This window comes from Glutamicibacter sp. X7, from assembly GCF_054889245.1.
The window spans coordinates 3,524,693-3,547,822 of record NZ_CM142678.1 but is presented as its reverse complement, the minus strand read 5'-3'; the positions used below and the strand labels follow the sequence as shown (position 1 = coordinate 3,547,822).

At 60.5% G+C, this 23,130-nt stretch carries 24 protein-coding genes and 1 riboswitch; of the genes, 13 read left to right on the top strand and 11 right to left on the bottom strand.

Annotation, left to right across the window (positions count from 1 at the left end; all coding sequences use genetic code 11):
- From ACYU0X_RS16835 to ACYU0X_RS16820, 4 genes are read right to left on the bottom strand one after another with little or no spacing between them, the layout of a single operon-like run.
- Positions 1 to 657 carry a DUF2848 family protein gene (locus ACYU0X_RS16835; RefSeq protein ID WP_418907906.1) on the bottom strand — a complete coding sequence of 219 codons (657 nt, stop codon included), beginning with the start codon at positions 655 to 657 and terminating at the stop codon, positions 1 to 3.
- 44 nt (positions 658 to 701) lie between these two features.
- Entirely contained in the window at positions 702 to 857 is a 156-nt protein-coding gene (locus ACYU0X_RS16830) for a hypothetical protein (protein ID WP_461901753.1), read from the bottom strand.
- 53 nt (positions 858 to 910) lie between these two features.
- Positions 911 to 1,561, bottom strand: coding sequence for a GntR family transcriptional regulator (locus tag ACYU0X_RS16825; RefSeq protein ID WP_418907905.1), 651 nt, complete (start codon positions 1,559 to 1,561; stop codon positions 911 to 913).
- A gap of 53 nt (positions 1,562 to 1,614) precedes the next feature.
- Positions 1,615 to 2,946: an MFS transporter gene (locus ACYU0X_RS16820; protein ID WP_461901752.1), complete on the bottom strand. Its 1,332-nt coding sequence runs from the start codon at positions 2,944 to 2,946 to the stop codon at positions 1,615 to 1,617.
- A gap of 361 nt (positions 2,947 to 3,307) precedes the next feature.
- On the opposite strand from ACYU0X_RS16820, the gene ACYU0X_RS16815 reads away from it, so the two are divergent.
- On the top strand, positions 3,308 to 4,738 hold the full coding sequence (locus ACYU0X_RS16815; protein ID WP_461901751.1) for a purine-cytosine permease family protein: 1,431 nt from the start codon (positions 3,308 to 3,310) through the stop codon (positions 4,736 to 4,738).
- A complete protein-coding gene (locus ACYU0X_RS16810; RefSeq protein ID WP_418907902.1) occupies positions 4,738 to 5,931 on the top strand; it encodes a serine hydrolase domain-containing protein in 1,194 nt (397 codons plus the stop codon). Before ACYU0X_RS16815 ends, ACYU0X_RS16810 begins: the two co-directional genes overlap by 1 nt.
- Positions 5,932 to 6,038: 107 nt before the next feature.
- Here ACYU0X_RS16810 and ACYU0X_RS16805 read toward each other — a convergent pair whose 3' ends face one another.
- A complete protein-coding gene (locus ACYU0X_RS16805) occupies positions 6,039 to 7,127 on the bottom strand; it encodes a C45 family autoproteolytic acyltransferase/hydolase (protein WP_418907901.1) in 1,089 nt (362 codons plus the stop codon).
- Positions 7,128 to 7,136: 9 nt separating this feature from the next.
- Complete coding sequence (locus tag ACYU0X_RS16800; RefSeq protein ID WP_418907900.1) at positions 7,137 to 8,759, bottom strand: amidohydrolase; 1,623 nt, start codon at positions 8,757 to 8,759, stop codon at positions 7,137 to 7,139.
- Between the two features lie 75 nt (positions 8,760 to 8,834).
- Between ACYU0X_RS16800 and ACYU0X_RS16795 the strand changes: the two genes are divergently transcribed.
- Both ACYU0X_RS16795 and ACYU0X_RS16790 read left to right on the top strand, forming a co-directional pair.
- On the top strand, positions 8,835 to 9,464 hold the full coding sequence (locus ACYU0X_RS16795) for a TetR/AcrR family transcriptional regulator (protein WP_418907899.1): 630 nt from the start codon (positions 8,835 to 8,837) through the stop codon (positions 9,462 to 9,464).
- Positions 9,465 to 9,940: 476 nt separating this feature from the next.
- A complete protein-coding gene (locus tag ACYU0X_RS16790) occupies positions 9,941 to 12,010 on the top strand; it encodes an acyltransferase family protein (protein ID WP_461901750.1) in 2,070 nt (689 codons plus the stop codon).
- A gap of 1 nt (position 12,011) precedes the next feature.
- Here the strand turns inward: ACYU0X_RS16790 and ACYU0X_RS16785 are convergent, their stop codons facing one another.
- Together ACYU0X_RS16785 and ACYU0X_RS16780 are read right to left on the bottom strand one after the other, a co-directional pair.
- The gene (locus ACYU0X_RS16785; RefSeq protein ID WP_418907897.1) at positions 12,012 to 13,370 is read right to left on the bottom strand and encodes a purine-cytosine permease family protein; all 1,359 of its coding nucleotides are present in this window, start codon (positions 13,368 to 13,370) and stop codon (positions 12,012 to 12,014) included.
- Between the two features lie 10 nt (positions 13,371 to 13,380).
- Positions 13,381 to 13,779, bottom strand: coding sequence for a YybH family protein (locus tag ACYU0X_RS16780; protein WP_418907896.1), 399 nt, complete (start codon positions 13,777 to 13,779; stop codon positions 13,381 to 13,383).
- A gap of 258 nt (positions 13,780 to 14,037) precedes the next feature.
- On the opposite strand from ACYU0X_RS16780, the gene rpsF reads away from it, so the two are divergent.
- The 4 genes from rpsF to rplI are packed head-to-tail and all read left to right on the top strand — an operon-like array spanning position 14,038 to position 15,729.
- On the top strand, positions 14,038 to 14,334 hold the full coding sequence (gene rpsF / locus ACYU0X_RS16775) for a 30S ribosomal protein S6 (protein WP_309410392.1): 297 nt from the start codon (positions 14,038 to 14,040) through the stop codon (positions 14,332 to 14,334).
- Between the two features lie 57 nt (positions 14,335 to 14,391).
- Positions 14,392 to 14,955 (top strand): single-stranded DNA-binding protein, encoded by a 564-nt coding sequence (locus ACYU0X_RS16770; RefSeq protein ID WP_418907895.1) that lies wholly within the window; start codon positions 14,392 to 14,394, stop codon positions 14,953 to 14,955.
- Positions 14,956 to 15,015: 60 nt separating this feature from the next.
- Positions 15,016 to 15,255 (top strand): 30S ribosomal protein S18, encoded by a 240-nt coding sequence (rpsR, locus tag ACYU0X_RS16765; protein ID WP_013350683.1) that lies wholly within the window; start codon positions 15,016 to 15,018, stop codon positions 15,253 to 15,255.
- A 15-nt stretch (positions 15,256 to 15,270) separates the two neighbouring features.
- Positions 15,271 to 15,729 (top strand): 50S ribosomal protein L9, encoded by a 459-nt coding sequence (gene rplI / locus ACYU0X_RS16760; RefSeq protein ID WP_418907894.1) that lies wholly within the window; start codon positions 15,271 to 15,273, stop codon positions 15,727 to 15,729.
- Positions 15,730 to 15,813: 84 nt separating this feature from the next.
- Here the strand turns inward: rplI and ACYU0X_RS16755 are convergent, their stop codons facing one another.
- Positions 15,814 to 16,902 (bottom strand): IS110 family RNA-guided transposase, encoded by a 1,089-nt coding sequence (locus ACYU0X_RS16755; protein ID WP_461901749.1) that lies wholly within the window; start codon positions 16,900 to 16,902, stop codon positions 15,814 to 15,816.
- A 323-nt stretch (positions 16,903 to 17,225) separates the two neighbouring features.
- The gene (locus ACYU0X_RS16750) at positions 17,226 to 17,804 is read right to left on the bottom strand and encodes a dihydrofolate reductase family protein (protein ID WP_418907893.1); all 579 of its coding nucleotides are present in this window, start codon (positions 17,802 to 17,804) and stop codon (positions 17,226 to 17,228) included.
- Between the two features lie 221 nt (positions 17,805 to 18,025).
- Here ACYU0X_RS16750 and ACYU0X_RS16745 point away from each other — a divergent pair, with 221 nt between their 5' ends.
- Positions 18,026 to 18,343, top strand: a complete 318-nt coding sequence (locus tag ACYU0X_RS16745; RefSeq protein ID WP_418907892.1) for a helix-turn-helix domain-containing protein — start codon at positions 18,026 to 18,028, stop codon at positions 18,341 to 18,343.
- Between the two features lie 10 nt (positions 18,344 to 18,353).
- Here ACYU0X_RS16745 and ACYU0X_RS16740 read toward each other — a convergent pair whose 3' ends face one another.
- Positions 18,354 to 18,821 (bottom strand): mycothiol transferase, encoded by a 468-nt coding sequence (locus ACYU0X_RS16740; RefSeq protein ID WP_418907891.1) that lies wholly within the window; start codon positions 18,819 to 18,821, stop codon positions 18,354 to 18,356.
- A gap of 136 nt (positions 18,822 to 18,957) precedes the next feature.
- On the opposite strand from ACYU0X_RS16740, the gene ACYU0X_RS16735 reads away from it, so the two are divergent.
- The 4 genes from ACYU0X_RS16735 (at position 18,958) to ACYU0X_RS16720 (ending at position 23,129) form a co-directional block, all read left to right on the top strand.
- Positions 18,958 to 19,671, top strand: coding sequence for a DUF1345 domain-containing protein (locus ACYU0X_RS16735; RefSeq protein ID WP_418907890.1), 714 nt, complete (start codon positions 18,958 to 18,960; stop codon positions 19,669 to 19,671).
- Between the two features lie 144 nt (positions 19,672 to 19,815).
- A riboswitch (SAM riboswitch) is annotated at positions 19,816 to 19,931 on the top strand.
- Positions 19,932 to 19,999: 68 nt separating this feature from the next.
- On the top strand, positions 20,000 to 20,515 hold the full coding sequence (locus tag ACYU0X_RS16730) for a flavin reductase family protein (RefSeq protein ID WP_418907889.1): 516 nt from the start codon (positions 20,000 to 20,002) through the stop codon (positions 20,513 to 20,515).
- Positions 20,516 to 20,994: 479 nt separating this feature from the next.
- Positions 20,995 to 22,353: a replicative DNA helicase gene (gene dnaB, locus ACYU0X_RS16725; RefSeq protein ID WP_309410400.1), complete on the top strand. Its 1,359-nt coding sequence runs from the start codon at positions 20,995 to 20,997 to the stop codon at positions 22,351 to 22,353.
- A gap of 35 nt (positions 22,354 to 22,388) precedes the next feature.
- Positions 22,389 to 23,129 (top strand): ZIP family metal transporter, encoded by a 741-nt coding sequence (locus tag ACYU0X_RS16720; protein ID WP_418907888.1) that lies wholly within the window; start codon positions 22,389 to 22,391, stop codon positions 23,127 to 23,129.
- The last annotated feature ends 1 nt before the right edge of the window (position 23,130 follow it).

Genomic DNA, 23,130 nt, shown 5'->3' with positions numbered 1-23,130 from the left:
TTAGTTTCCTTCCGTAATGCGATAGGTATGGGTCAGGACAGTGTTTTCGTCAAGGGTCAGTTCGAGCTTCCACACGGCGCCGTACTTGAAAGCGCCGCCAATCACCGGCAGCGTTCCACCAAGGCAGAGGAAATCCTCGAGGTTTTTGCCCTGATTCTCGAGCAGGAGCTCAATCACGTTGGCTGGCGTGCGCAGATTGGCAAGCGTGCCGTCTTGGTAGAGTTCGCCGTCCACCCAGCTACGGGCGCGTGCCCCGTCCAAAGACAAGGTGCTAAGGTCCGTGATCTCGATGACTTCGGTGCTAACGGGCTTCGGGCAGGCTGCCTTAGATTGCGGAATGTCGACGGCTTCGAGCTCGCGGTCGGTATGATCCGAGGCCAAACCCAGGAAGTACCGGCCGTTGTGGCGGATATATAGAGGTTCGACCTCACCGCTGGTGCGCTCGCCGCTAACAGTCAGCGTGCTTGCGGTGCTCAAAGAACTCGAAGGTACTGGGTAGAACATTGGCACGTGTGGCGGAGGGGCAATACCAATGGCTGCAAGTTCATCAATATGTTCTTGAACCGCGTGGGTATCCCGTCCCGTATAGCCGGCTACGATCGCCGCACAATTTTTAAGGGTGAGTGTTTCGCCGGTGCCTTTGACGGTGAAAGTCACCGTATCATCGGCGGCGCTGGGCTTCCCTATCCCTGTCGGTGTACTTACGCTGTGCATTCTTCGCTGCCTTTCGTGGGGATGTACAGAGTGGAAACGGCCAAGGAGGGTTCGACCATGATCCGCATCAGTTCTCCGAAGCCGAGTGGTTCCCGGGTAGGACTCTTGGCATCGATATCAAGGTGTATGAGCTGTGCGGACATGTCGGTACTCCTTGGTGGTCTCTCTACGTCACCCACCAACAGCCGGAATACGACTAGCTAGTTGAGCGCTGTGTTGAGACCGCTTTTCTGGTTGATTCGAGATGGCTTAGTGCGGCCTGGGCCGCTTGGTCTGGATTGCCAGCTTTGATGCCAGCGACAATGGCGCGGTGTTCGACAAGCACTGCGTCAAAACGGTCGGTGGTGGCTAGAACCGCCTGGATGCCGAGTCGTTCTTGCTTGAATCGCTGAGCGTCATACACCTGAGCGAGGGTAGAGTTTCCGGCTCCCTCAACAATGGTTCGGTGGAAGGCAATGTCGAGTTCGATAAAGGCGACGGGATCAGTGGTCTGTGCCTGTTGTTCCAAAATGGCCTCGAGGTGCGGGACCAGATCTACCCGATGTTCGGCGACTTGGCGGGTGGCCCATTCGCCGATAACCTGCCGGACTTCGAGGATTTCTTTAAGATCGGTGCCGGTTAGTGCCGGGATGTAGGCACCTTTATGAGGAACGCGCCTTAACAGTCCTTCGGCTTCGAGGCGAAGGAGAGCCTCCCGCACCGGGGTTCGTGAGACGCCGGCGGCCTCAGCGATTGCGTTTTCACTTAGGAATGCCTCCTGGTTGTAGGGTAATTCGCCGATCTGCTGCCGAAGCCAGCGGTAGGCCCGTTCCGGTGCGGTGATCTGCGAGTTGTGCATGATGCTCATGGCATGTCCTTCGACTAAGGAGGGTTAGCTGTCGAAGTGACCATACCAACCTTTTAGGCATCCAGATCCGTGAGCTTGATGTTCTTCGTTTCTCTGGCGCAGGCTACCGAGATGATGGAAATCAAGCCCATGACGGCAAGGTAGATACCGATAGCCAGACCTGTTCCAAACGCCTCATAAAGGGCCAGAGCAATGACAGGTGACAGTGCGCCGGCAATCAGTGAGGCGATGTTGTACGAGACCGAGGTGCCCGAGTAGCGAACTTCCGTGGGGAACAGCTCCGAAAAGAAGGCTCCGATGACGGAGGAGTAGGCGGCGAAGATCAGTAGCCCACCCACCGCAGCAAGGGTAATCAAGCCGGGACTCTTGGTGTCTAATAAGGCGAAGAAGGCGAATCCCCAGAGAACTGTTGCCGCCGACGCAGCGAACAAGACAGGCTTGCGGCCAATCCGATCGGCGAGGATTGCCATGAGGGGGATCGCTACGATGGCGACTCCTTGACCGACCATTACAGCGCTAAGACCGATTCCGCGCTCCATTTTGAGGATCTCAGTGACATAGGTGATCAGGAAGAGGGAGTAAATATAGAATCCGGCATTTTCGCCCATTCGCGAGCCAGCAGCGATGAGGATTTGTCGCCAATTACCGCGGAGCAACTGAGCTAGGGGCATACGTCGATGTTGCACACCGGCCGCGGCCTGACGCGCCTGGGATTCTTTGAACAAGGGTGTTTCTTCGACGTAAAGGCGCAAGATCAGACCGATGATGACGAGCACGGCGGAAAGACCAAAAGCGATTCGCCAGCCCCAGGAAAGGAATGCTTCGGGAGTCAGGGTGGCTGATAGGAGAGCCAGTACACCGGCCGCCATCAGATTGCCCATGGGTGGGCCCACGTTGGGCCAAGATGCCCAAAAAGCCCGGCGAGAACTGTCATTGGAGTACTCGGAAACCAGCAAGACCGCCCCGCCCCACTCGCCGCCAAGCGCGAATCCCTGTACGAGCCGCATTAGCAAGAGCAAGATTGGCGCCCAGACGCCGATCGTTTCGTATGTGGGAATGAGGGCAATTAATGCGGTGGATACGCCCATCAGCATCAAGCTGGAAATCAGTGTGGCTCGACGCCCCTTGCGGTCGCCGAGGTGCCCAAGCACGATCGCACCCAATGGGCGGGCTAGGAAGCCAGCCGCAAAGGTGCCGAGTGCGAGCATAGTGCTCACAAAGGGGTCGCCGGTTGGGAAATATAGCTGGTTGAAGACCAAGGCAGCAGCGGTGCCGTAAAGAAAAAAGTCGTACCATTCGACGGCCGTGCCTGCGAGAGACGAGGCTGCAACCGTAGGCAGTGAAGTGTGTTTCTTCACTGTTGCAGTCGTAGAGACTTTGCTCATGGTGACTCCTGAAAAGTGGAAGAGGTAGCGATGAAATCCCGGGGTGACTGTCGTCACTTCAACACTGTAGACGGGTTGTATACAACTTGTCTACAGTTAATTTCCGGGACGCTCCGGTTCAACCGCGCGCCACTCGGCCTCTTTGTGGAACCCATGCTTCCCGGGGATTGGGTTGGTCTTGGCGCCAACCTCGGCCGCGACCTGTTCGTTTGGGTCAGTGGTGCTGTGAGGCTTGACACAGCTTGGTGCTGACCGTTCTAATTGAACCTTGAACGCTAATTGGTCACATGACCAACAAGGAAAATTTTGGGGACATTTACCGCAATGGAGCGGTCACACTCAGCAGGAAGGATCGTGAGTCATGAGTAGTACCTACCTTGATTCCGATGCCGCGGATTCCGCGAAGCATCCAGAAAAACGCGGGATTGAATACATCGCGCCCGAACACCGCCACGGCAAGCCCTACGAGTTATTCGCCGTCTGGGCCGCACCGAATGTGAGTGTTCTGAGCTTCACCATGGGAGCCACGCTTACCCTCGTTCTAGGGTTGGAAATCTGGCAGGCCATGGCCGTGATCATTGCCAGCAACCTGCTGTGGGTCCTGCCGGGAATCGTCGCCGCCAGCGGCCCGTCGGCCGGAACCTCGGGCTCGGTGATTACCCGCGCGATCTACGGAATCCGGGGCAACCGCATTGTGATCGCCTTCTACGGCTGGTTCGTTTCGGGCATCTTCCTCGCGCTGAATTGGGTGGCCTCAACCTTCATGGGCGCCGAACTGCTCCGTCGCATCGGTATGGGTAACGAGACGCTGGCCAAGGCTCTGGTGACCATCGTTGTTTCCGGTATTACCGTGCTCGTAGCCGTCTATGGGCACGCATTAATCTTGCGCAGCTACACCGTGGTGACCGTGGCGTTGCTGGCCATCTTCGTGGTGGTCACCGCCTTTATCCTGCCGCAGATCGATCTCGGGTTCGTGCAGCCCGAGCCTCTGGGAGGGCTGGATCTGTGGATCTCGCTGAGCATCGGCTTCGCGATTCTTGCCTCGACCCCACTGTCCTACTCCAACAGCGCTGATCTGGCTCGTTACCTGCCCAGCGAAACCAAGGCATGGCGCATCGTGGCCGCAACGGCACTCGGTGGAGCCGTACCGGGAATTATCTTCCTCAGCGTCGGCGCCTTGCTGGGTACCGCGGTCTCCTTCGAGGCACTAGAGATCGGCATCGACTTCGCCCTGCTGGAAATGCTGCCCGGGTGGCTGGGGATCCTCTTGGTCATCGGCGTTGTGCTCAACACCGTTGCGTTGAACGGTATGACTACCTACACCTCGAGCATGGTGTTCCAGTCCATCGGTGTGCCGATCCGTCGCATCCCTTCGGCCGTGCTGATTGGCGTGCTGGGCACGATCTTCACCTTCGTGCTGGCCATCTCTACCTCGCTGATCGACGCGGTAAACCTGATGCTGCAGTTCCTGCTGATCATCTCGGTGCCGACAATGACCATTTACGTGGTCGATATCTTGCTTCGCCGCAATCGCTACGATTCGTTGCAGCTTTTCGAACAGTTCCCTTCCGGCAAGTACTGGTACCGCGGCGGCTACAGCATGGCTGGGATGGGAGGTCTGCTCCTTGGAGGTCTGGCCACCGCGCTATTCCTCTCCACCGATGTCTGGAGCGGGCCACTATCCCTAGCGTTTGGTGGGGTAGACCTTTCGGTGCCGGTAGGCATCGCGGTGTCGGCCCTGTGCTACGTGTCGCTGGCGAAGAAATCCACCCAGGTGCTCGGGGCGGTCTAATGTTCGTTGCAGCTTCCCCGACAGATAACCACCGTGCCCATCCGCCGCGTTACCCGCAAGATGATGCCGGGAACCGGCTGCTCGAAAACTGGCAGGAGGCCGGGCACAATCGGTGGGCCTTCAGCCATATGGAAGAGGTGACCACCCACGCGCGGATCTCCACGGCGCCCGTGCCGGCGCAGGCAACGCTGCGGCTAGGTGCGCTAGCGGAACAGCTGCCGGACCTCGTCGCCCGTCTGGAAGAAAGCTACACCGATTCGCTGGTGATTCTGCAGCGCGGAGAGCTGGTGGCCGAGTACTACCGGGCCGGGGTGGGGGAGTATCAGCCACATCTGCTGATGAGCGTCTCAAAGTCGCTCTGCGCGCTGGTGGCCGGTGCCCTTGAGCTGGAACAGAAGCTCGAGATCGATGCACCCGTGGTGCACTACGTGCCCGAATTGGCCGACTCGGTCTACGGTGAGGCGACGGTACGCCAGGTCCTGGACATGCTCGTCACCGTCGACTACGACGAAACCTATGTCGACCCGAACTCCGAGGTCCAGCGCCACGACCGCTCGGCCGGATGGCGCCCCCAGCAGCCGGGGGATCCGTCGAACACCTCGGAGTTCCTCACGTCCCTGCGCGGGGCCGGGAACTATGGGCAGCGGTTCCAGTACTGTTCGGCAAGCACCGATGTGCTTGCGTGGGTGATCGAACGAGCCAGTGCCATGCGGTATGCCGAAGCGTTGGGCGTGTATCTTTGGCAGAAACTCGGGGCCGAACGGGATGCGACGATCACCGTCGATAACGCCGGGTTCGGTTTCGCCAACGGTGGGATCAGCTGCACCGCGCGTGACCTGGCCAAGGTGGGCCAGCTGATGCTAAGCGGCGGACAAGCTCCCGGGGGACGGGTGGTGTCCGAAGCCTGGGTTGCGGAGGTCTTCGCGGGCGGGAATCCCGAGGCCATGAAGGGCGAGGGCTTCACGGAGCAGTTTCCGCGAGGATCCTACACCCGGCAGTGGTGGTGCACAGGTACCGAGCGCGGGATCATCTCCGGCATCGGCATCCACGGACAGAACCTGTGGATCGACCCTTCCCAGGAGCTGGTGATCGTGAAGTTCTCCAGCTGGCCCGAACCCGATACGGCGCACTGGCATCGGTTGCAGACGCAGCTATTGCTGGAGCTGACCGAAGCGGTAGCGCGGTTGCACTAGGCAACAAGCCGGATAAGCACGAAGGTGCGGCACATCGAAACTGTCGATGTGCCGCACCTTTCCTTTCGTTCTAGGCCAGCGTGCTGGCGTTCAGCACTGCCTGCAACCTAATTGGCGATGAGCGTGTGCCACGGGCGCTGACCGGCCTCGGCGGGCGTGCCATCAAGTACCTTGGCGCTGCGTGAGCTTGGGTCGAGGATGACCGTAGCCAGGCTCGCCCAACGCTGCCCCATGGAGAGGTTCATATCCGGTACGCAGGTCACCGGTGGCTCACCCGAGCCGGTCACCAGCTGCTCAAAGAGTTCATTGACGGACTCCGGCGCCCCATTGGCTAGGCGCGCGGCGAGGAAGTCGAAACGCTGCCCGGAGTCGGGCTGATAGAGCCAGCTCTTCTCCTCGGCCTTGGGCGTTTCGGTGAGGAAGTGGTTGGTGCGCAGGTGCGTGCCTGCCTGCAGCGGTGGCACCTCGAATACGCCGCGCGGGGTGATTTCGAGGAGCGCCGAACCCTGTCGGTCCAGTAGTGCGAAGGAGCCGGAGGAGGCGATCGGCGCGCTACGCACCACATCGATGGCCTCGGCCACCGACCCGGCATTCTGCAGCACATAGGCGGACAACACATGCATGGGGATTCCACCGACCGCGTCTTCGCGGTGCCCCAGAATGTTGAAGTGCAGTCCCAGGCCGGCGCTGTTGATGCCGATCTTGCCCAGAATGCCATGTTCGGTAATTCCCACCATGTGGTGACGGCCGCCGATGACCTGTTGCGTGTGCCAGTGTCCGGCCAATTCGACGTGCCAGTCCCAAGTTTGGACCCCGAAGGTCCCATGCGCAGTCTCGCGCACGATCGTGGAGCATTCTCCCGGTGCGATGTTGGCACTACGGGCCAAGATCTCGGTGCGTGCGTTGAGGGCGGCCACCTGCCACGGGGACAAATTTGCTTCGGTAGCAGTGCCAATAATCTCTTCGGCGAGCTCGGGGGCGAAGCTCGAAATGTCCTCTAACGCGCGTTCGGCGTCGGAGCGCACCTGCTGCTGGGTTAGACCACCGAGGTCGAAGAACTTCGTGTAGATCGCCAGCGCGCCATGTAGCTGGTCGCCAAGCTGTGCCGCACGCTGTTGGCCGCGTGCGGTGGGGTTGCCGGCGTCGATGCGTACATGGGGGCGCAGGGTGGGGCGTGGAACGGGGAAATCGGTCATGGGTATTCCTTAGCGCAGGGCGTCGGCGGTGACGCGGTCGTGTTCGATGAGGTTACCGTCGACGACGGTGGCCACTACGGGATTGCTGGCCTGAGCGCTCGGGGCGAGTCGCATCGGGTCGGCGGCGAAAATACTCAGGTCGGCGCGGGCGCCGACGGCGATCCTGCCTTCGGCCGGTGCGCCGGCGGCGAGGGCAGGAATCCGTGTCATCGCCGTATAGGCCTCATCCGCGGTGAGCGCTTGTTCGACGTGGAGGGTGGCGGCCTGCGGGTCTTCGACCGGGCGGCGCAGCTGTGCGTCAGCCAACGCGATACGCGGATCGGCCACCCCGATGGGCCAGTCGGATCCCAAGGCCAGTGGCGCCTTGGCACGTAGCAGGTCGCGGGTGCGCCAACCATGGGCTGCACGGTCACGACCGAGGCGAATGGACCAGTTGTCGCTGCCATCCGCGCTGGTCAGGCGCGTCCCGTGGACCGGTTGCACGCTAGCGATGACTCCCAGCTCGGCGAAGCGAGGCAGCAGCTCGTCGCCGATGGATTCCAGGTGCTCAATGCGGTGGGCACCGCCGCGGGCCGGTCCAGCCGCTTCTATCGCGTCGAGCGCATAGGCCACCGCGGCGTCTCCGATAGCGTGCGTGGCCGTAGGTATGCCGCGGGAGGTGAAGTATTCGATGGCCTCACGGTAGGCCTGCGGATTGCGCCAGAGGCTGTCGGTGTTTTGCCCATAGCAGTCCGGGTGTGCGAACCACGCCGAGCCGTTATCGGCGGTGCCATCGAGCATGAATTTCACCCCGGCCACCTGCCACCGACGGCCACCAAGCTCTTGCTGCGCTACGGCCTGAGCCCATACTTCTGGCCCGGAATCGGCGGGAATCAGTGGGGAGCAGCGAACCTTCAGGGGTAGCAGATTGCGCTCGTCCAGGTAACTGAACACGGCTTGGGACGGGTCGGCGAAATCAAGTGCATGTATCCCGGTAAGGCCGGCACGGGCCATGTGGTGCAGTTCTTGCAGAACAAGGTCGGCGGCCTGTTCGGTGGGTAGCGTCGGATAGTGCTCCATCACCAGATCCATGGCCTGCAGCTCCACAATGTAGCCGGTCGGAGTGCCCTGCTCGTCGGTGTGAATCTGTGAGGCATCGGCGAAGCGTTCGCGGCCTGTGATGCCCAACTGCTCGATGACGGCGGGGCTTACCACCAAGGCATGCGCATCGGAGGTCATGTAGCTGATCTTCACTCCGGGGAAGTGTTCGTCGAATACCCGGCCGTCCACGTGCCCGTTAAAGAGATTGACGTCTAGGTTGAACCCGGTGATCCACTGATCGGCACCCAGCGCCGCGAGGCGCTCGCCGGTGGCGGTCAGCAGGGCTTCGAGTGTGTGGATTTCGGCGAGGTCGAGGGAGGTCCCGCGCTCGATGGAACCCCAGACCGGGTGCGTGTGAATATCCACGAGCCCGGGCAGCACCACGCCATCGAGCTCGATGATGCGAGTGTCTTTGGTGGCGTGCTGTTGCACAAGCTCTGGTCCGCCGAGGGCCATGATGTGCTCGTTGGAGATGGCCACCGTGGTGGCCGTGCTCGCTGGCTCCCCGGGGTTGTGGATGCCCCGAGCGGAAATGATCAGGTCTGCGCCCATCGAATCTAGCTACCTCTCTCACTATTGGTCATGACACCAATAGACTGTGGAGTTCAAATCTATTAGGGTGAGCGCATGACGTCAAGCGCGCCCAAACCACGAACCCGGAAGAACCCGGAGGACCGCAGAGCAGAAATCCTCGATACCGCGGCGGCCTTAGCCCTGCAGCTGGGTTTGGAAAAGGTGACCATGCGCCTTGTGGCTGAAAAATTGGACGTGCGTCCCGGGCTCATTAGCCACTATTTCAAGAGTGTCGACGAGCTGACGTGTGCGGCTTTCGAGCTGGCCGCGGTGCGCGAGCGCGAGGCGATTTTTTCGGTGGGCATGACCGAGGGGGATGAACTGGGAAATATCGCCCAATTCTTGGCCAATGTGGCCGCCCCGGATTTCGAAAACTTGGGCAAACTGTGGCTCAACGTCCGGCACTTATCGCGTTATCGCGAATCCTTGCGCGCCGTGGTTAATGAGCAGGAGGAACTGACGCTTGCCGGACTCACGGAGCTCATTGCGTGCGCCGAGCGGGCCGGGCAGGTGACGTCGCGCAACCCGCGGCTGGCCGCCAGTGGGATCCTGGTGGCGATCGACGGGGCGGGTAGCTACGTAAATACCGCCGAACCGGAAGCGTTGGCCGAGCTCACCCCACTGATCCGGGTTGCCGCCGAGTATCTATTGGGTCTTGCTCCGGGCAGCTTGCCGCAACGCTAGGTTCGGAGCCGGTGAATACCGCAGCGTAGCCATTGAAATGCCGAAGGCCGGTCGCCAGCTATCACTGGTTGATAATTTGCGGTTACAAATAAGCCGTACTCGATTAACGCCTAGGTGAACGCGGTTATAGGAGTACGAAATATATCTACGACTTCTTAAAAACTATTGTGACTGACCGCACTAAATCGGTAATGTCAGCCTCGTTAGCGAGGTAGCGCGGTGATGGTGGGCCCACGCGGTGACGGTGCGGGGAGGTGGAAACGTGGATGCTCTGCTTGAATTGATTTTAGGATTGCTCGGAGGTTTGGGAGGCTAAGCTACTGGGCCAACCCCCTGGGTGAAGTTGTGGCGTCCTGACCGCGGGTCGGGGCGCCACGCTCATACCGAGCGGCGCATGCGCATTCTTGCGGTACTTTCCAAGCCGCACGTCGAATGCTGTTTCCCTTCCGTTCACGCCCATCTGTTCCGCTAGAAAGATGCAGGGACAACAGACTGGGATACGGCGCGGATTCCGCCCCGAAATACAGGCATTACGCGCGCTGGCCGTATTGCTCGTGGTGATCTACCACCTCGAACCACGAATCGTCCCCGGTGGTTACATCGGAGTCGATATCTTCCTTGTCATCTCCGGCTTTCTCATTACCTCTCATTTGCTCAAAGAAGCCGAGAGCACCGGCCGGATTAGTCTGCTTTCTTTCTACGCGGGGCGCGTGCGAAGGATCCTGCCAGCGGCCCTGTTGGTCATCCTTGTCGTGGTGCTGGTGACCTTGCGAATCACGCCATCGACCCAATGGCATTCGGTTGGCGTCCAAGCGGTGGCCAGTGCCCTCTCGGTGCAAAACTGGGTGCTCGCCGCATCGTCGGTGGACTACTTGGCAGCCGATGAAGCACCTAGTGCGCTGCAACATTTCTGGTCGTTGGGTGTTGAGGAACAGTTCTACTTTGTATGGCCGCTGATCGTGCTAGCCGCATGCCTGCTACTTCCAGCACGGCTCCGTACCGCCGGGCTCTGGACCGGGTTTTCTCTGGTTTTCGTTCTGTCGCTGGGCTACTCCGCGTATTTAGGATTGGCCGCAGATGCCAGCGGCTATTTCGTGACCACCACTCGGGCCTGGGAGCTGGCCGCAGGTGGGCTCCTGGCGTTATTGGCCGCCCGAAGCACGAGCGCCACCCGGGGGTTGCTATACGGGCTACCGCAATGGAGCCGCAGCCTCTTGGTGCTCTTCGCGTTGGCGGCTATCGTCGGCGCCGCGTTCAGCTACGACGGGCACACCGCCTTTCCCGGCCTGGCCGCCCTGGTGCCGGTGCTAGCCACCATGCTGATCATCGCCGCCGAACGCACCGAGGGTGTTTTCTCCCTGCATCGGGTGATTGACAGCCCGCCGGTCCAATGGGTGGGCGCGGTGTCCTATTCACTCTATTTATGGCACTGGCCGCTGATCGTTTTTGCCGCGCAACTAACCGGAGAAGACCCCGGCCCACTTGAATCCATTGGGCTCTTGGCGCTTTCCCTCGTGCTGGCGCAGCTCAGTTATCTGCTGGTGGAGAACCCGGTGCGCCGCTGGTCGGGGTTCTCGCACGGTGCGGGACGCACCGTACTGGCGGGCGTGGCGGCAGTGGCCGTGGTCGCCGGCGTGGGCTTCGCGCCGCAGTACGCGCAACAGCGACTGGTGGCCGAGCAGCGCCAGCAGGTGCGCCAACTTGAACAGGCACCGCCGCAGGGATTCGGGGCGCCCTCCCTCCAGGCCGGTGCTCCGGCGTTTCTCGAGGGCAATACGCAGATCGTTCCGGCGCTGTCCGAGGCGGCCGAGGATTTGCCGCAAATCGGGGCTTGCGTGCAAAAGCCGCAGGCCACGGAAACCAAGGAGTGCGAATTCGGCAACCCGAAGGCGAAGACTACGATCGCGTTGGTGGGGGACTCGCACGCCACGCACTGGTACCAGGCGGTGCTTGACCTTGTGCAACGCAACGACTGGAAGCTGGTGACCTACCTCAAGAATTCCTGTCCCTTCACCGCCGCCACTCGAGAGGCGGAGCAAGCCGGTTCGATTTCTTGCCGTGCGGCGAATGAGGCCAGTTTGGAACGGATTCTTGAGCGTTCCGATATTGACGTGGTGATCACGGCCTACTGGGCAGCGGCGAGCTACACCAGCGACCCGGCCGCGGGTTTTGCCGAGTATTGGGGCGAGCTGGAGGATGCGGGCATCGATGTGATCCCGCTAGTGGATACCCCGCGTCCCGAAGGCAAGCAATTCGCGCGCGATTGCCTGGCCGGACACCTGCAGCATCCGCAAGAATGCGCCACGGAACGAAAGGACGCCCTGGAGCCGGCGGACGCCACGAAGCGGGCCGCCGAGCTAGAGCCACGGGTGCAGGTGCAGGATTTCACCGACGAGTTTTGCACCGAAAACACATGTCCCGCCGTGGTCGGCAACGTTCTGGTCTACCGCGACAAGCACCATATTTCCGACACCTATATGCGCACGTTGGCCCCGGAGTTCACGAAGCGTCTCGAGCCGGTGATCTCCGGGGACCTACGCCGGTAGCCTAGGCGGCCAGATGTGATTGGTGGATTGGGTTCTTGTTCTTGCGTCCGTAGGACAGGACTAGATAGAGCAAGAAGGTGACCACGAAAGTCGGTAGCGTCGCTCCGATGGGGCTTGGCCAAAGGTAGGCCAGCGCGTACGACAGCGCCGCTCCCACGACCCAAGAGCCAATGGCGATCGGGTTGAAGCCACCCGAATACCAGTAGGCTCCGCTACTCGCGCGCAGGATGTCTCGGGAGTAGGCTGCCCGGGCGATGATGTAGTAGTCCACGATCATGATGGCGAAGACCGGTACGAAGAAGGAACCGATCAGGATCATGAAGTTCGTAAAGCTATCCAGCAGGCCCAGGAACGTCGAACCGAGAATCGAGATAAGGCCCAGCACGAGAGCCGCCGGGAGGAAGCGCATATTTCCTTCGGCGCGCGCGTTGACCAGTGAGGTGGTCATGCCGAAGACAACCATGGTGTTGGTGGCCATCACGGAGAAGAAAATAACGATCGCAATGGGGGCGCCGAAGGCCGCGACCACGGTGCCTGGATCGAAGGCGATGGCCTCATCGCCGCGCTTGAGCACATAGGCAAAGACGGTCGCTCCCAACGCCATCGCGGAGACCGTCGAGACGATGTAGCCGATACCCGAGCCCAGCATGCCGGACTTCGGACTCTTGGCGGTGCGATTGATATCCGCCGAAAGCACGGTCCAGGAGATCGCCGTGGCAAAGACGACGTCGAAGACGAGCCCACCGGTCATCCCCTCTTCTGCGGGGGCCGGCAGGGAGTTGAGGTCCCCAGGGGTGAAGGTGGTGAAAATCGTGAAGAAGATCCATCCCATGATCGCCAGCATGATCACCGCGAGCCACGGTTCGATCTTCGCGATGCCCTCGTGGCCGCGGATCGCCAGAATGACCACAATGATCTCGCTGAGCACGGAGAACAGGATCGGATTGGAGTAGCCGGTCCACGAGTGCACGAGGTAGTCGACGGTAACACCGGCCAGCATGGCCTGCACCCAGCTCCAACCCATGAGCACAATGAGATTGGCCGCCACGGGCAGGTAGCTGCCGCGGATGCCGAAGGCGCCGCGCGTCAAGGCCATGGTGGGCAATCCGGTGCGCGTGCCGATGTTGCCGATGGTAATCAGCACCAAGGCGCCGGCTACGGTACCTAGCACGATCAACCCGATCGTCGCGCCCCACGAAACGGAGGGAACAAATAGGGTGCCGGTCAACATCGTGGTCACCACGAGGTTGGCGGCGAGCCAGATCATGCCGATGCGACCGAGGGATAGGGTGCCGCGGATCGGCCCGGAATCGTCGGAGGTGAGATTCAGCCGTTGTTCGAGTCTGTCGATCATGGACATGTCTTGGCTCCTAGGCGGTGATGGTGGACAGGTGCTCGTGGACGGCGAGGAGCTCGCCATCGACGTCCTTGAAGATGATGGATTCCCGCTCGACATAGGACTCTTCGCCCTCGCCCTCCACATGCACCGTGGTGGCGACGGTATGGCTGAAGGCCGCACCGCCTGGCCAGCACTGCACCAGGGGATCGCTGGACTCACAGGACACAACACGCCAACCATCGCGTAGCCAGGATGCCCACAGTGCTTCGTACTCGGCGCGGCTATTCAGACGCTGTGGTTCGGGATGGAAGATGAAGCTGGCGTCTTCACTGAATTTCGCAAAGTAGCTCTCGGTGTCGGTGGCGGCAAAGGCCTGAACAATGGCCGCCGCCGCGGCCAGCACTTGATTCTCGGTGGGTTGGGCGAGCATGACCTGCCTCTTTTCCTATAGGGAAACTCTCGTAGTCACTAGCGAAACATCCCGACGGGCGAAGCGCAATACTGTACCGCAAATGTTGACGCAAGTTACCTGTGTCACAAAGGTTACGAGGCGTCATGTGTATCGTCTAGACTTGATAGGTCTGTGCCGGATCCTGCCTGAAATCTGGGTAGTGAGCCGCGCGGATAACGCTAGAACCTCCTGTTGCGGAGATGCCGCAACCGCTTAGCCCAAAGGAGGTGGGTTCACATGCGTGCTTATGAACTTATGGTTCTGATTGATCCCGAGGTCGACGACCGCACCGTCGAGCCAACCATCGAGAAGTACCTCGAGGTTGTCCGCACCGCCGGTGGTTCCATCGAGAAGGTTGATATCTGGGGTCGTCGCAAGATGGCCTACGAGATCAAGAAGAAGGCGGAAGCCATCTACATCGTGGTGAACTACACCGCAGATCCTGCTACTTCGTCCGAGCTTGAGCGTCAGCTGAAGATCAACGAGCAGATCCTGCGCCACAAGGTCACCCGTCCGGAAGAGGCCCGCGTTTAATTACGCCCCTTTTCCCGTCGTAGTGCAAACAACGTTCACCCCATTTAAGGAGAGTCAATGGCAGGCGAGACTGTAATTACCGTTATCGGAAATCTGACCGCCGACCCGGAGCTGCGTTTCACGCCGTCCGGTTCAGCCGTAGCGAACTTCACGATCGCTTCGACTCCGCGCACCTTCGATCGCCAGTCCAATGAATGGAAGGACGGGGAAGCCCTGTTCTTGCGTGCATCGGTGTGGCGCGAGGCGGCCGAGAACGTTGCCGAAACGCTGACCAAGGGCATGCGCGTCATCGCCCAGGGTCGCCTGCGTTCGCGCTCGTACGACACCAAGGAAGGTGAACGACGCACCGTCATGGAGCTTGAGGTCGATGAAATCGGCCCCTCGCTTCGTTTCGCGTCCGCCAAGGTAACCCGCACCCAGCGCTCCGGCGGTGGGGGCGGTGGCTTCGGCGGCGGTGGAGGTTTCTCCAACGCACCGCAGCAGAACGCCCCACAGCAGCAGCAACAGCCGCAGCAGGGTGGCGGATGGAATGCTCCATCCAACGACCCGTGGAGCACCGGCGGTGGCAACAACAGCGGCGGTGGCTGGGGCAACCCGGGCAACGACGAACCACCTTTCTAAACTCATTTATTCACCATCCCGCAGATCACTCTGCGGGCTCCCAAGCTAAGGAGCTCCACGATGGCTAAGGCTGAAATCCGTAAGCCCAAACCAAAGTCCAACCCCTTGAAGGCCGCTGACATCACCGTCATCGACTACAAGGACACCGCATTGCTGCGTAAGTTCATCTCCGACCGCGGCAAGATCCGCGCTCGTCGCGTGACCGGTGTGTCCGTTCAGGAACAGCGCAAGATCGCACAGGCTATCAAGAACGCCCGCGAAGTTGCCCTGCTGCCTTACTCCGGCGCTGGCCGCGGTTAAGGAAGGGATACCACCATGGCAAAGATCATTCTGACTCACGAAGTATCCGGTCTGGGTACCGCTGGCGACATTGTCGAGGTAAAGAACGGCTACGCCCGTAACTACCTGCTGCCGCGCGGCTACGCACTCATTTGGACCAAGGGCGGTGAGAAGCAGGTTGAGTCGATCAAGGCTGCTCGCGCTGCTCGCGCCGTTGCCAATCTCGAGGAAGCTCAGGCATTGGCAGCATCGCTGAAGTCCCAGCCGGTTAAGGTCACCGTCAAGGCTGGCGCTAACGGCCGCCTGTTCGGCACCGTCAAGAACGCTGACATTGCAGCTGCCGTCGAATCTGCCGGTTTGGGCAAGATCGACAAGCGCAACATCGAGTTCGATGACCGCATCAAGGCTACCGGCAACTACACCGCCACCGTGCGTCTGCACGAGGACGTCGTTGCCAACCTGCGCCTGCAGGTTGTGGCTGCCGCCAAGAAGTAAGGCCCTTTCGGCTTCACTTTGATCAATGGGTGGCATCCCGTTCCGCGTGAACGGGGTGCCACCCATTGGATTCTTCTATGTCTGTCAAGGCGTAACTGGAGCTTGGTCAAATGTTGCTGAAACACTGAAGATCTTGAAAATTCGACGGACGAGATAGCGTTTGATGCATCGGCGGATCTCCCGATCAGTTTTCCCCTGAGCCTGACGCTTCTCGACATAGATACGTGTCTCTTCGTCATGAGTCATACGTGTCACCGCCGCCAAGTGTAGGGCAGCATTCAACGACCGATCACCGCCTCGATTAAGTCGGTGCCTGATCGTATTCCCGGACGATGCAGGAATCGGATTTACTCCTGCCAAACAGGCAAATGCCGCTTCATTGCGCACCCGCCCTTCATGGGACCACGCGACGAAGCATTTCGCTACGGTGATTGCCTTGAACCCGATTTCATTTAGTAAGGGTGCTGCTTCGCTGGCTTTGACCAGTTCGTCTAGTTGCTGCTCATTGGTCGCTAGGTGCTGGTCCAAGTCCATGACATGTTTGGCCAGGCGTACTGCTTCAGACCGTGCAATCCGCAGCGACAGCTCTTCTTCCCGCTCTCTCCAGCGGCTGATCTCAGTGATCTGGCTGCCGGTGAGCTTCTTGCGGGCATCAATCCCCAACTCGTTGCTGCGTACCAGGGCGTTTAGAGCGTTCATGGCCCTGGTACGGTCCTTGGTCATCGAGCTGCGTGCCGTGACGAGGATCCGTAATCCTTGGCGGATTCCTTCATTCAGTCGCGGATGGCGTAGCTTCTCTACCGGTAACGGCAGGGACGCTGCCGCCATTCGGTGGGCGTCTAAAGCATCGGTTTTTCCCACGCCACGGTTCTGTTTCTTGCTCATGCGCGGTGCCTCGGTGACGGGGAATCCATGGGCGGCGACCGTGCCGGCAAGGATTGCCCCGTAGGTGGCGGTCCCTTCGATGACCCACAGGGTGTCTGCGTTGCCTTCGGTTCGTCGCGCGACCCAGGCGATGGCCCGGTTAATCCCAGTACTGGTCACTGGAAATGACTGCGTATCGAGCAACGCACCGTTGCTTGCGTTGATGATGGCGTAGACGTGATTGCGTGCGTGAGTGTCGACACCCACGACAAATGGATAAGAATGAGCGACGATAGGTTGTGCGGTCACCGTACTTTCCTTTCCTGGATTTTCTTGGTCGGCCGTGAACGGCCGGTACCAGTCCGGGTAAGGGTCACTACGGAACAGCACTGTGATGGGTCACGCCCCTAGAAAAGGGGCGGACATTCTTCTGATCAAGTCACCGTGGTGGGCCGGATTGGTCCCGGTCGACCCACCCCGATCAGATGGACAGATCCATCGGATGACACCTTTCGGGTCAGCGTTTTAATGAGTCACATCCTCGGGGCGGGACGGCCGGTTCTTATCCTGCCAGCTAGTCCCAGACCAGCCACCTCCATACTCACAGCGTTTTTAGTTACGAGGTACTCCCGCTAGGGGTGCGGGGTGGGACGATAACTCAACTCCTGGGTGCGTGAATCCAGCAGTCGGGCATCTAGTAGCTCCAGGTCAAAGTCGCCGACCTCGGCGAAGATCCGGTCGCTACCACTGGCACCGGTGAGCGCCGGGAAAACCGTAAGCTGCACGATATCGACCAGCCCGGCATTCAAAAGCGCTCGGTTCATCCGAATACTTCCATGAGAGCGCAGCGGCACGCTGGATTCCTCGCGCAACCGTGCCACCACCTCGGTCGCATCACCCCGCTCCAGCCGCGCATTGGGTAGCTCCAGCGGTTCGCGCAGACTTGTGGAGATCACCAGCATCGGTTGGCCGAGCATTGCGCTGACCCAAGGATCGAAGACCTCGGAATCCGGTGGCTCGGTGGCCAAGAAATGCGCGAAGAGCCGGTACGTAGCCGCACCGAGTATTAGCAGGCAGGGCTCCGAATAGATGGCTAGGCGCCGAGCCAGGAGTTCGGGGCCCTGCTTGCCCCAGTAGCCGCCCCAGTGCTCACCGGCGCTGGCATATCCATCCAGGCTTGAAAACACGTCATAGGTGAACGTTTGAGACATGCTGTCCCCCTAGCCCATTTCTGCCGACAAGGCCCGTGGACGCCTAGTCTACGCCGCGCACCGCGGGCTCAACAGCCCGAAAGCTCCCGCGCTCGATCAGGGCCTGTGGCGGTGCCCAGCGGAACGTGGTCATGAGTTAACACGGAGGCGGATCCGCCGACGCCCCGGTGCTACGCTGGGCCGTGAATCACCGGCATCAAGCAGAACAATGGGGTTTTAGCATGGGCGCAGTCTTTCCCGACCAGTCGCAGTTGGACGATTCCGCCAAGGAACGTGTGGCCGAACATCGGCGGAGTCTTGAACAGGCCGAACGTGAAGAGAACTTGCGTGAGCTCCGTGAGCGCGCGGGCTTGAGCCAGCAGGAGTTGGCCGCCCTGCTGAAGGTCAAAGCGGAGCGGATCGGCAAGCTCGAGCGCGGCGAATTCGACCGGGTGCAGTTCGCGACACTACAGCGCTATGTCGAGGCACTGGGCGGTAGCCTACGCCTCGAGGTGGACTCGACTGAGGGACCTCAGGCCTCTAGTATCCGAATCTTCTAAGCGGGCGCGCTCAGGACCCCGAGGCGGCCGCTGCAAGCCCGGCACGTAGTGTTTGGGCCTGGCCTGCCTGAAATGCCGTCTGTGTGATCAGATGGGCAATGACGCGGCGCAGGGACCACGTGCTGCCCGGCGGGGTCCATGGGGTCGGCGGAACACTTAGCCGCCGGTCGAAGACCGTGAGCGAACTGATCAGCGCATCGGTGGCCGCGGCCACCAATGCATACTGCTGCAGGGCGGCCGTTAACGAGCTCGCCGTGGCGACGGAAGGTTGGGTGTCCTGCGCTCGCTCGCCGTGTGTGATCAGCGCGCACCACCCCAGCTCCAGTTCAATGGCTAACCGCAGGGGATCTTGGAGACTGGGCCCTCCGGGGTGGGGCCGATGGGTAAATCCCTGCTCGTCGAGATCTACGTAAGCCTCGCGCAAGAGCGAACGGCTGTCTCCCAGGGCGTCGAGCAGGTCAGGAATCTCGGTGTGCATACTGGCTCCATTCGGGGTCGCCACCGGCGGTGTACTTGCACTATAGCCATTAAGACACGCCCCTGAACGGGGCTTATTTCGCGAAACAATGGCGCAATGCACCTCATGTCATCTCGTTCTGTGCGAGAGTTGAGCTATGAAATCGGCCAAGCGAACCTTGCGCGCGCGGTGGCGCCGGCTTGCCTTCGATGACGGCTTCCGGCTCGCGGTAACCTCGCTACCGCTCTTGCCTGCGCTCCTTATCGGTTCACTACTTTCCCGCTCCGACATAAATGGTGCGGCGTTGCTGGTCACCGCTGTTGGCGGTGGCTTGGCCTTGGCACTGGTGCTTAATCTTGGCTGGACACATTGGTTATATACCCGCACCGACCCACGTCTGCTCGAACGCATCGCGCGCTACCAATGGCAGCACGGGCCGAGCCAGTTGAGCCGATTCATGGGCGCACACGACGCGCAGGCGTGGTCCCTCTCGCTTGCCCTAGCCTCACTCGTGGTGGCTATCTGCCTGGTCCTCACGCCATGGGACAGCCCCAGTGCGCTCGTACCCGCGCTGGTTATCGTAACGGCCGCGGCCAGTTGGGTTTCGGTGGGTTACACTTTCGCCTTGCAGTACTTCCGGCTAAATGCCGCCGGTGAACACATTGACTTCGACATCCGCGAGGCACCGGACTTCGGTGACTTTCTTTCCATGGCGCTGATGGTCTCGGCCGCGGGAGCCTATAACGGAGGCACCCCGCGCACCCGCCAGGGCCTGCGCACCATTCGGACGCATACCTATGTGGCCTTTCTCTTCAACACCGCGGTGCTGGCGATGATTATCTCGCTGATCAGTGGCAGCATTTTGGGCTGAGCCCGCTTACGCCTTGTGAACAACGAAGATTACGCGGCGCGAGTCCGTGAGTGACGCGGCGGGTCGAATAAACCGGTGAATATTGAGCTTTGCTACGCAGTTTGTTTGACCCTCGCGTCATGTAGCCCATATTGTTCTTAACAGAATCAAGAGTGTCGACATCTAGCCCTGGCTTGTCGGCCGGCAACCCTCTCAACGGTAGTGGGGTGCTCCAGGTGACGATTCGGTCCCGTACTGGCCGTGCGGGGCAAGTACCGCACATCGAGACGAAAACCATGGAAACCCGCGGTCTCGTGCCGCAGAGCGTCCATGTCACGCATCGGTGGGCATGAGAACGAAGGATAAAACCTTGCCGCTGAACTACGATCTCGATTCTCACTCCCTGCGTACGGTCTTTGCCCGACACCCCTCAGGAATTGCAGCCCTGTGCGCCACCGTAGATGGGCGCCAAGAGGGATTCGTGGCGTCCTCCTTTACCGTTGGGGTCTCTCTCGAGCCACCGCTGGTGATGTTCGCTGTGCAAAAGTCCTCGCGAACCTGGCCTCGGTTGCGGCGGGCTGGACGCATTGGAATCTCGGTGCTCAGTGAACGCAACGAGTGGGTGTGTGCCCAGTTGGCGTCGAAGCATGGCGACCGCTTTGCCGGCGTCTCCACCGAAGTTACCGCCGACGGGGCCTTGTTGCTGGATGACTCGGCCGCCCACTTTGAAACCTCGATCTACTCCGAGGTCGATGCAGGCGATCACTGGGTGGTGCTACTGCGCGTGCATGCGCACCGGGTGGCCGAGCATGACCCGGTCGTTTTCCATGACTCGGCCATTCGCCGACTGCCCGCGCTTGTCTAGGGTCACACGCCCGACTCTGCATAAGGTATGAAAAGATTCCACATAGTTATCCACAATCCAGTGGATAACTTGTTGATAAGGGGTTGAAAACCTGTCTAAAGCCCCGGAAACGCGGTGATTCGCTGTGGACAGGCGATATCTACAGGCTGAATAACTGTGAAAAATAAACTTGTATCCACAGTACCCATTTTCTAAACGGCCTTGTCAGATGGCTATTGACAAGATGTGATTTTAATAATCCACAGAGTTCTCCCCAAGTCGTAAACAGCGAATCCACAGGGGCTTCACCTTTATCCACATATTTTGTGGATAAGTGGGTTTCGATCCGTGGTAAACGCGCCTATCGTTGGCACAGGGCGGACGAATATCCACAATGTCACGACTCAACCTGTCGGTAACGCCTGACAGTGTTGGTGAGTTGGTTAAAAGGTGGGGGCAGAGCCGCCCGGGTGGAACTCAAGGGGATGGAAGTGTCAGTTATGAGCGCTGAGCCGACGTACGAAAGCCGCGACGCGGATGCGGGGCGCACACCTCCACAGGATCTGGCCGCCGAGTCTTCCGTGCTGGGCGCCATGATGCTTTCCAAGGATGCCATCGCCGACGTCGTCGAGGTGGTGCGCGGTGCGGACTTCTACCGTCCCGCCCACGAATTTATCTATGAGGCCATCGTGGACCTGTATGGTCGCGGTGAGCCGGTCGATGCGGTGACCGTGGCCGATGTGCTGACCAAACGCAATGAGCTGGCGCGCGTAGGTGGCGCCGCCTACCTGCACAATCTGGTCCAGCAAGTCCCCACGGCAACTAACGCGGCCTACTATGCGGAGATCGTGCGTGAACGTGCGGTGTTGCGCCGCCTGGTGGATGCCGGTACGCGCATTGTGCAAATGGGCTACTCACCCGATGGCGAGGTCGATGCCATCGTCAACGAGGCCCAGGCCGAGGTCTACAAGGTCGCCGAAAACCGCAATTCCGAAGACTATGTGCGCCTGAGCGACATCATTGAAGGCACCGTCGATGAGATCGAGAACGCCGCTAACGCCGGCGATGGCATTACCGGTGTGCCTACCGGCTTCTACGAATTCGACGAGCTGACCCAGGGCCTGCAGGGCGGACAGATGATTATCATCGCGGCTCGCCCGGCGGTGGGTAAGTCCACCTTCGCCCTGGACTTCGCACGCTCGGCAGCCATCAAGCACCGTATGGCCACCGTGTTCTTCTCGCTGGAAATGGGCCGCAATGAAATCGCCATGCGCCTGCTCTCCGCCGAGGCCTCCATTCAGCTGCAGGCGCTGCGTAAGGGCGATGTGGCCGATGAGCAGTGGACCAAGATCGCTACCACCATGGGACGCCTCAACGAGGCGCCGTTGTTCATCGACGACTCACCGAATATGTCGATGATGGAGATTCGCGCCAAGTGCCGTCGCCTGAAGCAGCGCAATGAGCTACGCATGATCGTGCTGGACTACCTGCAGCTGATGAGCTCGGGAAAGCGTGTCGAATCGCGTCAGCAGGAAGTCTCCGAGTTCTCGCGTAACTTGAAGCTACTGGCCAAGGAACTGGATGTCCCGCTGATTGCGCTCTCGCAGCTGAACCGTGGTTCGGAACAGCGCACCGACAAGAAGCCCATGGTCTCGGATCTGCGTGAATCCGGTTCCATCGAGCAGGACGCCGACATGGTCATTCTGTTGCACCGCGATGACGTCTACGACAAGGAAAACCGCCCGGGCGAGGCCGATGTCATCGTGGCCAAGCACCGTAACGGTCCCACCAAGACCATCACCGTGGCCTTCCAAGGTCACTACTCTCGCTTCAACAACATGTCGAACGAGCCGAGCTAGCGGAGATTCCACTGCCGGGTCGATAGGCTGGGGCCATGTTCGAGGCTCTCACTGCATTCCTCTGGGGTTCGGTCGCCGGTGCGGCGCTGTTGCTCGGCGCGGGGCTGGCCTGGTTCCTGCGGATACCGCGTAGCATCATCTGCGCGGTGATGGCCTTTGGTTCTGGGGTGTTGATTAGCGCGCTGAGTTTCGAACTTGTGCTCGAAGCGGCGGACACCGGAGGCCTGCTGGCGACCGCCGGTGGCGTAGCCGCCGGCTCGTTGCTCTATTTCGCTGCAAACCGGCTCGTCGGCGCCCGCCCGAAGCGTAAGGCCGCGGCCAGCGGTAGCGGTGCGCAGAACAATTCGGGTATCGCCATCGCGATCGGTGCACTGATTGACGGGATCCCGGAATCGGTGGCCCTCGGAGTGGGCCTCGTGGCCGGGGGCGGGATCAACCCGACCATGGTTGCCGCGATTTTCATCTCCAACGTCCCCGAAGGGCTGGCCAGTACCGCGGACCTGAAGGCCGGAGGGCGCAGCGCAGGCTCGGTGTTCGGATTGTGGGCCGGTACGGTCGTTGCCTCCGGACTGGCCGCGGCCCTAGGCTACCTGCTGCTGGCTGGTGCGGCCCCGGAGGTGTTGGCCTTCGCCACCGCGGTGGCCGCCGGCGGCATCCTGACGATGCTCGCCGACACCATGATTCCCGAAGCCTATGCCGGCGAAGGCGACTTGACCGGTTTATTGGTCGTCTTGGGATTTCTCTCGGCCTTCGCACTGCATGTGATCGGTGGCTAGT